8 protein-coding genes and 1 pseudogene are annotated in these 10423 nt (G+C 74.6%); 4 read left to right on the top strand and 5 right to left on the bottom strand.

The features are described 5' to 3' along the window. Window positions 1–100, top strand: a pseudogene (locus ACZ4MO_RS13450) (IS481 family transposase); the annotation flags it as partial. 39 nt (window positions 101–139) lie between these two features. On the opposite strand, the gene ACZ4MO_RS13445 reads toward ACZ4MO_RS13450, so the two are convergent. The 3 genes from ACZ4MO_RS13445 to ACZ4MO_RS13435 all read right to left on the bottom strand — a co-directional run bounded on the left by ACZ4MO_RS13445 (window position 140) and on the right by ACZ4MO_RS13435 (window position 2262). Then, window positions 140–358 carry a PspC domain-containing protein gene (locus ACZ4MO_RS13445; protein ID WP_114553608.1) on the bottom strand — a complete coding sequence of 73 codons (219 nt, stop codon included), beginning with the start codon at window positions 356–358 and terminating at the stop codon, window positions 140–142. A 94-nt stretch (window positions 359–452) separates the two neighbouring features. Further along, window positions 453–1031, bottom strand: a complete 579-nt coding sequence (locus ACZ4MO_RS13440; protein ID WP_175009763.1) for an O-acetyl-ADP-ribose deacetylase — start codon at window positions 1029–1031, stop codon at window positions 453–455. 25 nt (window positions 1032–1056) lie between these two features. Beyond that, on the bottom strand, window positions 1057–2262 hold the full coding sequence (locus ACZ4MO_RS13435) for a beta-ketoacyl-ACP synthase II (RefSeq protein WP_175009762.1): 1206 nt from the start codon (window positions 2260–2262) through the stop codon (window positions 1057–1059). Between the two features lie 238 nt (window positions 2263–2500). On the opposite strand from ACZ4MO_RS13435, the gene ACZ4MO_RS13430 reads away from it, so the two are divergent. Further along, entirely contained in the window at window positions 2501–3349 is an 849-nt protein-coding gene (locus tag ACZ4MO_RS13430; RefSeq protein ID WP_499279065.1) for an endo alpha-1,4 polygalactosaminidase, read from the top strand. Between the two features lie 334 nt (window positions 3350–3683). Here the strand turns inward: ACZ4MO_RS13430 and hrpA are convergent, their stop codons facing one another. Beyond that, window positions 3684–8417 carry an ATP-dependent RNA helicase HrpA gene (hrpA, locus tag ACZ4MO_RS13425; protein WP_499279064.1) on the bottom strand — a complete coding sequence of 1578 codons (4734 nt, stop codon included), beginning with the start codon at window positions 8415–8417 and terminating at the stop codon, window positions 3684–3686. A gap of 108 nt (window positions 8418–8525) precedes the next feature. Here hrpA and ACZ4MO_RS13420 point away from each other — a divergent pair, with 108 nt between their 5' ends. Continuing rightward, a complete protein-coding gene (locus ACZ4MO_RS13420) occupies window positions 8526–8813 on the top strand; it encodes a FitA-like ribbon-helix-helix domain-containing protein (protein WP_175009760.1) in 288 nt (95 codons plus the stop codon). Next, the gene (locus tag ACZ4MO_RS13415) at window positions 8810–9238 is read left to right on the top strand and encodes a type II toxin-antitoxin system VapC family toxin (protein ID WP_043659461.1); all 429 of its coding nucleotides are present in this window, start codon (window positions 8810–8812) and stop codon (window positions 9236–9238) included. The genes ACZ4MO_RS13420 and ACZ4MO_RS13415 overlap by 4 nt, the downstream gene beginning before the upstream one ends. A 103-nt stretch (window positions 9239–9341) precedes the next feature. On the opposite strand, the gene ACZ4MO_RS13410 is transcribed toward ACZ4MO_RS13415, so the two are convergent. Beyond that, on the bottom strand, window positions 9342–10292 hold the full coding sequence (locus tag ACZ4MO_RS13410; RefSeq protein WP_175009759.1) for an HTH domain-containing protein: 951 nt from the start codon (window positions 10290–10292) through the stop codon (window positions 9342–9344). Window positions 10293–10423 lie beyond the last annotated feature (131 nt).

The following is a 10423-nucleotide window of genomic DNA, read 5'->3' as shown; positions in this document are numbered from 1 at the left end:
CCGATGGCTCGAGCACTACAACATGAACCGACCCCACCTTGGCATCGGCGGCATTCGCCCCATCGACCGCGTCAACAACGCAGCGGGTCAGTACAGCTAGGGGAGCCCGTCCCGCTGCCCGGTGCGGCAGCGGGACGGGTCAGTCGCGGTCGTTCGGCATGAGGGCCCACAGGACCAGGTACGCGATGACCTGGGGGCCCGGGAGCAGGATCGAGACCGCGGCGACGATGCGCACGACGGTCGGGTCCCAGCCGAACCGGCGGGCGATCCCGGCGCACACGCCCGCGATCATCCGGCCGTGGCGCGGACGGGACAGCGTCGGGCGGTACGGGGCTGCGGAGGCGTCTGAGGTGCTCATACCTCGACGGTAGGCGCGGCCCGACCTCGCGGGTATCCGGTGGTCCCCCGACCCGACCCTGATCCTCGGGGCGGCGACCCCGAGGGTCGGGGGCTCAGCGGGCGAGGGCGGCCTGGAACGCCGCGAGCGCGCGCGGCGTCGCGAGGGCGAACGTCACCGCCGCGACGCCTGGCCCGGTCCGCGAGGCGTCCGGGTCCCGGCCCGCCGTCGGTCCCGAGGTCTCGTCGAACGGGTCGGGTGCGGACCAGCCGCGGACGGCGTCCACCGCCACGCGCGCGACCTCGTCGACGTCCCAGCCGTACGCGCCCGCGCTGATCGCGGGGAAGGCGACGGTCGAGGCGTCGAGGTCGTCCGCGACGTCGAGCGAGCGGGCGAAGCACGACGCGAGGAGCGCGGGGTCCGTCTCGCCGCGGTAGCGGTTCGGCCCGACGGTGTGCACGACCCAGCGGGCGGGGAGGTCGTAGGCGTCGGTGGCGACGGCGTCGCCCACGGGCAGGCCGTCGGGGAGGGTCGTGCGCCGGAGCCGGCGACACTCCTCCAGGAGCCGCGGCCCGGCCGCGGCGTGGATCGCGCCGTCCACCCCGCCGCCGCCCAGGAGCGACGAGTTCGCGGCGTTGACGATCGCGTCGACGTCGAGCGTCGTGATGTCGGCGAGGCGTGCGTCGAGGTCCATCTCCCCATCGTGCCGGGGGCCAGGGTCAGTCGCGCGAGACCACGACGCTCGAGCTGTGCCCGCCGAACCCGAACGCGTCGACGAGCGCGTGGCGGGCCGACGTCGTGGCCGCCTCCCGGACGACGTCGAGGTCGATCGCGGGGTCGAGGGTGTCGACGTTGAGCGTGGGCGGGACGCGCCCGTCGCGCAGGGCGAGGAGCGCGACGAGGACGCCCAGCGCGCCCGACGCGCCGAGGAGGTGGCCCGTCGCGCCCTTCGTGCTCGTGACGGGCGGCGGCATCCCGAGTGCCGCGCGCAGCGCGTCCGCCTCGTTGACGTCCCCGACGGGGGTCGCCGTCGCGTGCGCGTGGACGAGCCCCACGTCCTCGGGGGCGAGGCCCGCCGACCGCAGCGCCATCGTGATGGTGCGGGCCTGGTTCTCGGGGTCGCCGCCGACGATGTCGTACGCGTCCGACGTCAGCGCCGCACCCGAGACGACGCCGTGCACGACCGCCCCGCGGGCCCGGGCGTGGTCCTCGCGCTCGAGCACGAGGAGCGTCGAGCCCTCACCCATGACGAAGCCGTCCCGATCCACGTCGAACGGCCGGGACGCGCGCTCCGGCTCGTCGTTGCGCGTCGACATGGCGCGGGCCGCGGCGAAGGCCGCGAGCGAGAACGGCTGGACGCCCGCCTCGACGCCCCCGCACACGACGACGTCCGCCGAGCCGGCGAGGATCATCTCGCGACCCATCGTGATCGCCTCCGAGCCCGCCGCGCACGCGCTGATCGGGGCGCGCGCACCGGCCTTGGCGCCGAGGTCGATCGACAGCCACGCGGCCGGCCCGTTGGCCATGAGCATCGTGACGGTGTGCGGGGAGACGCGCCGGTGGCCCTGCTCGTGCAGGACGCGCGACTGGTCGAGCGTCGTCGCGATCCCGCCGTTCGCGGAGCCGACGACGACGGCGAGGCGCGTCGGGTCGACGTCGGGCGACCCGGCGGACGCCCACGCCTCCCGGCCCGCGACGAGCGTGAGCTGCTCCGCCCGGTCGGTACGACGTCGCTCCCGGACGGAGAGCCCCTCGGCGAAGGCGTCGTCGACGCGCGCGGCGATGCGCACGGGCAGGTCGGCCGCCCACTCGTCGTCGATCGCCCGCACGCCCGGCTCCCCGCGCAGCAGCGCGTCCCACGTCTCGGGGGCGGAGCGCCCGACCGGGGTCACCGCCCCGTACCCGCTGACGACGACTCGTGTCATGGTGTGCCCCTTGCAGCCGAGTCGCCGAGAACGGCGACGGGTGTGGTCGATGGGTCTTATTCCAAGTCATCGCAGCGGCCTTTGTCGCCCTCGCAGCTGTGACGGTGCGCACGCCGGTCGCGTACGGTCGGCACAGCGGCCACCGTCGGGGAGGCCGGGTGACGAGGGCGGGGGAGCGGCGGTGCGGCGAGCGAGAGCGCGAGGGCCTGCTGCCCGACGGCGCGCGCACCGGGCCGTGGTGGCGGTCGCCGTGGGCGTCGTCGCGCTCGGGACCGGGTCGTGCACCGCCCCCGCGACCCCGGCGCCCGCGGCCTCTGGGCAGGCGGAGACGCCCGCCCTGCCGCCCACCGACGGCGTGCTCGACTACCAGCTCGGCGTCGCGTACGACGAGGTCGACGCGGGGGACGGGCCCGTGCGGCCGGACGTCGTCGTGCGGGACGCGACCGCCGAGCCCCTGCCCGGCGCGTACTCGGTCTGCTACGTCAACGGGTTCCAGACCCAGCCGGGAGAGACCGACCGGTGGCTCGACGACCACGAGGAGCTGCTGCTGCACGACGCGGACGGGACGCTCGTCGTCGACCCCGACTGGCCCGACGAGCACGTCCTCGACCCGTCCACCCCCGAGCAGCGCGAGGGCATCCTCGCGATCCTCGGGCCCGTCGTCACGGGCTGCGCCGACGCCGGCTTCGACGCCGTCGAGCTCGACAACCTCGACACCTGGACGCGGTTCGACGCCATCGACGCGGACGGCGCCCACGCCCTCGCCCGCGCGTACGTCGACCTCGCGCACGACGCCGGGCTCGCCGTCGCGCAGAAGAACGCGGCGGAGATCGCGTCCGTCGCGCACGACGACCTCGGCTTCGACCTCGCCGTCACCGAGGAGTGCGCCGTCTTCGACGAGTGCGCCGCGTACACCGACGTCTACGGCGACCACGTGCTCCAGGTCGAGTACCCCGACGCGCTCGCCGACGCGGGCCTGACCTTCGACGACGTCTGCGCCCGTGACGACCGCGCCCCGCTCACCGTGCTGCGCGACCGCGACCTCGTCGGCCCGGACGACCCGGGCTACGTCTACGCGTCGTGCTGACCGCGGTGTCGAGGAGTGGCGGCCGGCAGCGCCGGCTGCAGGCGGCCGCGTGCCGTAGCGGGGGCCCCGGCACTCCGGTGCACTGTCCGTCGTGAGCGCACAGACTCCTGCCGGGGCGGCTCTCCGGGCACTCGTCCCGGAGCTGATGGCCGGGTACGACGACGTCGTGTGGCAGCTCGACGACGACGTGTCCGACGCCCTCAGCGTCGTGGTGAGCCTGGTCGATCCTCTGACGTGTGCGACGGCGCCGACCTCGGCGAGAGCTACGCGACTTCCCCAGGCTCTAGCCTGCCCCTCCGTCTGCTCGCCGAGGCCCGTACCGGCGATCGAGCCGTCACCAGCCGTCGGGCGCGAGGAGCTTGCGGATGCGCTTCTCGCTCACCGGGCCGTCGGTGCCGAGCTGCTGCGCGAACAGCGACACGCGCAGCTCCTCGATGAGCCACCGGACCTCGGCCAGGTCGGCGGCGCGGACCGGGTCGGCCGGGCCCTGCGCGGAGGCGGCGCGGGCGCGCTGGTACGCGTCCTCGACGTCGTGCACGCGCCACGCGAGCTCGGCGTCGCGGTTCGGGTTCGACTGCGCCTTCTCCAGCCGGTACGACGCCGCCCGCAGGTAGCGCGTGAGGTGCGGCAGGCGCCGCGGCGGGGTCTGCGAGACGAAGCCGTCGTGGATCAGGCCCGCCGCCTGGTCGCGCAGGTCCGTGAGCGTGTTGAGCAGCGCGAGGCTGTTCGACGCGCGGATCTCCGCGTCGAGGTTCCGTGACGCGGTGAGGGCGGCGACCACGTGCCCGACCACCTGGTGCACGTGCTCCTCCAGGTGCGCGCGGACGAACGTGCGCGCGGCCGCGTAGGCCTGGGCGTCGCGGATCGTCGCGGCGTCCGGCTGCGCGCCGTAGGGCCCGCTGCCTCCGCTCGTCAGCGCGATCACCGCGGCGAGCTGCAGGTCCGCGACGAGCGCGTCCGTGTTCCGGTACGGGCCGGCGGCCAACGTGAGGGACTGCGTCCCGTTCCACCGGCTCGTGATGCGCCCCGTCTGGAGCGCCGTCTCGGCCAGCAGCAGCCGCCGCACGCCCCGCGCGTGCTCGCGTGCCTGAGCGGTCGCGTCGGCCAGCACGCGCAGCGCGACGACCGGCTTCCCCTTCGCGTCCTGCTCCTCGACGACCGCCGGGTACCCGCGCACCACGACCCCACCCCCGAGGTCGGTCGACACCGTCGCGGGCAGCTCGCCGTTCGGCAGCCCGTCGGGCCACGTGGTGAGCCCGCTCTGCTCGGTGACGAGCACGCTCGTGGTCGGGCTCGCAGCGCGCTCTCCATGTCGCTCCGGCGAGCCGGTGGCCGGGGCCGACCACCCGCCGTCGGGCGCCGTGGTCCGTCCCTCGGCCCCGGGTGAGCCGGACGCGGAGGTGGCGTCGGATGCGGAGGGTAGCCCGGGCATCGACACCCCCTCCGCCGCCGAACCCGACCCCGCGAGCTCCGATCCGGACGCTGCGGCAGCCTCGCGCAGCGCCGCACCCACCGCGCCCTTGACCGCCGCGCGGACCGCGGCCTGGTTCTGGGCGGCGAGACGGCGCTGGAGCGCGAGGAGGTCCTTGGACTCGTCGAGCACGACGGAGCCGCCGCGGCCTCGGGTGTCCTCGACCCGGAACGTCATGCGCAGGTGCGCGGGCAGGCGTGCCTCCTGCTCGGGGCCCCACGCGTCGTCGGGGATGACGACGTCGCGCAGCGCCCGCACGGCGCGCGTGAACGCGACGTGGAACGGCTCGGCCATGTCGCCCGCGCGGGCCATGTCCTCCCAGGCGGGCGTGTGCTCGCGGAGCCAGGCGACGACGTCGCGCGCGACGTCCGGCGCCGGCACGAGCTGGACGCGGACCGGCTTGGGCAGGGAGCGGATCGTCGCGGTGGCGAGCTCGTCGAGGAGTCCGGGCACCATCCAGTCGAACCCGTCGGGGACGACGCGGTTGAGCACGGAGATCGGGACGTGCACGGTCACGCCGTCGGCCTCGGTCCCGGGCTGGAACTGGTAGGTGAGCGGGAGCGTGAGCTCGCCCTGGGGCCAGGTCTCCGGGAACTGCGACGTGTCGACCTGCTCGGCGTCGGGCACGAGCTGTTCGAGCGTGAAGGTGAGCAGGTCGGGGTCGCGGCGCTGCGCCGTCTTCCACCAGCGGTCGAAGTGCGCGGCGGAGACGACGTCGTCGGGCACGCGGTCGTCGTAGAAGTCGAACAGCACGTCGTCGTCGACGACGAGCCCGCGCTGGCGCGAGCGCGCCTCCAGCTCCTCCGCCTCGGCGAGCAGCTTCCGGTTGTCGTGGAAGAACCGGTGGTGCGTCGTCCACTCGCCCTGCACGAGCGCGTGCCGCACGAACATCTCGCGCGCGGCCTCGGGGTCGACCTTCGCGTACAGGACCTTGCGGTCCGCGACGATCGGCACGCCGTACAGCAGCACCTTCTCGGTGGCGATCGCCGCGCCGCGCTTGGTCGACCAGTGCGGCTCGGAGTACGTGCGCCGCGCGAGGTCGCCGGCGAGGTCCTCGGCCCACTCGGGCTGGATCCGGGCGACGTCGCGCGCCCACAGCCGCGACGTCTCGACGAGCTCGCCCGCCATGATCCACGCCGGCGGCTTCTTGCTGAGCGGCGAGCCGGGGAAGATCGCGAACCGCGCGCCGCGCGCGCCGGTGTACTCGTTGCGGGCCTGCTTCTGCGCGCGCCGCAGCGCCTTGGCGCGGGCCTCGCCCTTGAGGTGCGCGACCGACGACGCCTTCACCTCGCCCGTGTCCTGCATCCCGATCTGGGACAGCAGGCCGGACAGCAGCGCCTTGTGGATCGTGTCGCCGTCCCAGGCGCGCTTGTAGGCCTGGGCGTCGGGGGTTGCGTCCGCGGTGGGGACGGCGTCGGTGCTCGGAGCTGCCGCGCCGTCGCCATGGTCGTCCGGCCGGGAGTTCACGAGCGCGGCTTGACGCTCTCTCGCATCCGACGCCGCCCCCACCGCTCGGCCTGCACGTCGCCGCGCGTCGTCACCGGCCGCGCCGCGTGCGCGCGGCTTGTACGACATGTCGATGCCGAGGGGCTTGGACATCTCGCGGAGCTGGGCGACGACGTCCTGCCACTCGCGGATGCGCAGGAAGTTGAGGTACTCGGCCTTGCACAGGCGGCGGAAGGCCGACGACGAGAGCTCGTGCTGCTGCTCGCGGACGTACTCCCAGACGTTGAGGTAGGTGAGGAAGTCGGAGTGCGGGTCGGTGAAGCGCGCGTGCGCCTGGTCGGCCTGGGCGCGGACCTCGGCGGGGCGCTCGCGCGGGTCCTGGATCGACATGACGGCGGCGATGATCGCGACCTCGCGCGCGACGCCGAGCCTCGAGCCCTCCCAGATCATGCGGGCGAGGCGCGGGTCCATGGGGAGCTGCGCGAGCACGCGCCCGACCTCGGTGAGGCGGGTGACGCCGTCGGACGTGGCGAGGGCACCGAGCTCGGTGAGGAGCTGGACGCCGTCGCGCACGGCGCGGGTGTCCGGGGGCTCGACGAACGGGAAGCGCGCGACCTCGTCGGGGGTCTCGACGACGCCGACGGAGATCATCTGGAGCAGCACCGACGCGAGGGAGGTGCGCAGGATCTCCGGCTCGGTGAACTCGGGCCGGGAGAGGAAGTCGTCCTCGGAGTAGAGGCGCACCGCGATGCCGTCGGCGACACGGCCGGAGCGGCCGGAGCGCTGGTTCGCGCTCGCCTGCGAGACGGGCTCGATGGGCAGGCGCTGGACCTTCGTCGCCTTGGAGTAGCGCGAGATGCGGGCCGTGCCGGGGTCGACGACGTAGTGGATGCCCGGCACCGTGAGCGACGTCTCGGCGACGTTCGTCGCGAGCACGATGCGCCGCGAGGAGTGCGCCTGGAACACGCGGTGCTGCTCGGCGGACGACAGCCGCGCGTACAGCGGCAGGATCTCGACGCGCTGCGGGTGCTTCGGGTCGGTGACGCGGTCCTTGAGGTGCCCGGTGAGCGCGTCGGCGGCGTCGTGGATCTCGCGCTCGCCGGAGAGGAACACGAGGATGTCGCCCGGCCCCTCGCGCATGAGCTCGTCGCACGCGTCGACGATGCCGGTCACGAGGTCCTTCTCCTCGGCGCCGGCGCGAGCCTTCGCCTTCCCGGAGCCGGAGCCGGGGTCGACGTCGGGGGACAGCGGCCGGTACCGGATCTCGACCGGGTAGGTGCGGCCGGACACCTCGACGACGGGCGCGGCGTCGGGCAGCGCGTCGACCACGTACTCCGGCGCGCCGCCGAGCTGGGCGAGGTGCGCGGGGGAGAAGTGCTGCGCGAAGCGCGCGGAGTCGATCGTCGCCGACGTGATGATCAGCGTGAGGTCGGGGCGGCGCGGCAGGAGCCGCGCGAGGTAGCCGAGCAGGAAGTCGATGTTGAGCGACCGCTCGTGCGCCTCGTCGACGATGATCGTGTCGTAGGCGAGGAGCTCCGGGTCGCGCTGGATCTGCGCGAGCAGGATGCCGTCCGTCATGACCTTGACGAGCGTGTCCTCGCTGGAGGTGTCGGTGAAGCGCACCTGGTATCCGACGACGCCCCCCAGCTCCGTGCCGAGCTCCTCCGCGATGCGCTCGGCGACCGTGCGCGCGGCGATGCGGCGGGGCTGCGTGTGCCCGACCTGACCCGTGCGGCCACGGCCGAGCTCGAGCGCGATCTTGGGGAGCTGCGTCGTCTTCCCGGAGCCCGTCTCGCCCGCGACGATGACGACCTGGTGGTCCCGGATCGCGGCGGCGATGTCCGCGCGTCGGGCGCTGACCGGGAGCTGCTCGGGGTACGTGATGGGCGGGACCGTCACGCTCTCGCGCGCCTGCGCGGCCCGCTCGAGCTGCGCCCGGCTCACCTGCCGCGGGCCCGACGTCGTCCGCTCGCCGCGCCCGCGCCGCGTCGGCGACGTGGTCGTCGAGGTGCCCGACGCCGCGCGCTCGCCCCGGCCGCGACCGCGGCGGTTCCCGCGGCGTCGGCGGCCCTCGCGCGGGGTGCCCTCGGCGGCGCCGTCCCGCTGGGGAGGGCGCGCGTCAGGCTGGTTCGCTGCGGGCTCGGTACTCACGACGGTCCATTCTCTCAACCTCTCGCAACTCCATTGCTCTCGAGGAGGAGCCGACCCTGGCGGACCGTGCTGTCACTTTGCTAGCGTCGTGCGTGGGAGGTGGTCCAGGTGGCGACGCTGACGATCCGAGGGCTCGACGACGACGTGCGCGAACGACTGCGGGTGCGGGCGGCGGAGCACGGGCGGTCCATGGAGGCGGAGGTGCGCGAGATCCTCACGTCCGCGGTGACGGCGCCGAGCGGGCTGGAACGGGGGCTGGGCACCTTCATCCACAGGTCGTTCGCGGACGCCGGGCTGGCGGTCGGGCTCGACCTTCCCGCGCGCTCGGAGCACGGCCGGGTCGTCGACCTCTCCGACGAACCGGGCACGCCGGACCGGGAGACCGCGGACACGTGATCGTCCTCGACACGAACGTGCTGTCCGAGGTGATCCGCCCGGTGCCCGAGGCTCGCGTGCTCCGCTGGCTCGACGCGCAGGCTCCGGAGGTGCTGTCGATCACCGCGGTCACCGTCGGCGAGATCGTCCACGGGGTGGCGCGGCTGCCCGAAGGGCAGCGCCGCGACCGCCTCGCCGCGCTCGTCGAGGAGCACGTCACCACGACCTTCTCGGGCCGGGTGCTCCCGTACGACGCCGACGCCGCGCGCGTCGGGGGCACGCTCCTCGCGCTCCGCGAGCGAGCGGGCCGGCCGATGAGCCTGGCCGACGCGCAGATCGCCGCGATCAGCCGTGTGCACGACGCGACGCTCGCGACGCGCAACGTCCGCGACTTCGCCGGTACCGGCGTGGCCGTCGTCGACCCCTGGGACCCGGCTCTGTCCTGACCGTCGCCCTCGACCGGCGCCGAGCACGGGATCAGCGACGGTATTCGTCGAGAAGAGGTCGCCAGCCCCGTGCTCGACGGCGACCGGGTGGGGGCGGGGTGGGTCACGGCGGGGTTGCGCGGGCGTAGCGGGTCGCCAGGGTGCGCACGTGGTCGACGAGAGCCTGCGGTTCTGTCACGTGGAAGTCGAGGCCCAGCATCCCGACCCACACCGCGACGACCTCGACGCTGTCGCCGCCGGTGACGAGGACGCAGCGGTCGTCGGCGAGCGGCTCGACCGTGCCGACCGTCGGGTTGATGCGCCGCAGCACCTCGTCGGCGGGCGCGTCCACGACGATCCGGGCGTGCACGGCCCAACCCGCGCGCGCGACCTCCCGGACGACGAGCTCGGTCAGGTCTCCGGGGAAGTCCACCGGCGCGAACCGCCGCCCGCCCGGCACGCGCAGCACGAGCCAGTCGACACGGTACGGAGCCCACGCGCCCGTCGTCGGGTCGCGGGCCACGAGGAACCAGCGGCGCTGCCACGCGACGAGGCGGTACGGCTCCAGCTCGAGCGGCTCGTCGCGGTAGAAGCAGCGCAGGCCCTGGTGGTCGCGCACGGCGTCCGCCAGGGCGGTCAGGGTGTCCGGGTCGACGACCGGGTCCTCGACGTTCGAGTCCGTGTTCGCGGGGCCGGCGGCGCTCGCGGACCGCAGCGCGGCGAGCCGACGGCGCAGGCGGTCCGGCATGACCTGCTCCAGCTTCGCGAGCGCGGAGGCCCCGGACTCCTCGAAGCCGGCGGTGCCGGTCGCGGCCCGCAGCCCGACGGCGACCGCGACGGCCTCGGGGTCGTCGAGCAGGAGCGGGGGGAGCCGGGCCCCGGCGCCGAGCCGGTAGCGGCCGCCCGGGCCGCGCACGGCGTCGACGGGGTAGCCGAGCTCGCGCAGCCGGGCGACGTCGTTGCGGACCGTGCGGTCGCTGACGTCCAGGCGTTCGGCGAGCTCGGCGCCCGACCAGTCGGGGCGCGACTGAAGAAGGCCGAGCATCGCGAGCATACGGGCCGAGGTGGAGGCCACGGGTCCCTCCTGGGGTCGCCGGACGACGGGAGAACTCCTCCGAGCACGGTCAGAATAACGGAAGGAAGTGTTCCTGAACCCTCCCTAGAGTCGACACCAGAGCAGGGCACGAGGCCCCGCCCGACCGAGGA

Source organism: Sphaerisporangium cinnabarinum (assembly GCF_055567015.1).
Note: the sequence above shows the minus strand (reverse complement) of the source record. Positions and strands in the feature narration are given on the sequence as shown.

Coding starts and splice junctions, on each gene's coding strand:
- ACZ4MO_RS13445 (WP_114553608.1), bottom strand. CDS start 358: ATGAGCACCTCAGACGCCTCCGCAGCCCCGTACCGCCCGACGCTGTCC.
- ACZ4MO_RS13440 (WP_175009763.1), bottom strand. CDS start 1,031: ATGGACCTCGACGCACGCCTCGCCGACATCACGACGCTCGACGTCGAC.
- ACZ4MO_RS13435 (WP_175009762.1), bottom strand. CDS start 2,262: ATGACACGAGTCGTCGTCAGCGGGTACGGGGCGGTGACCCCGGTCGGG.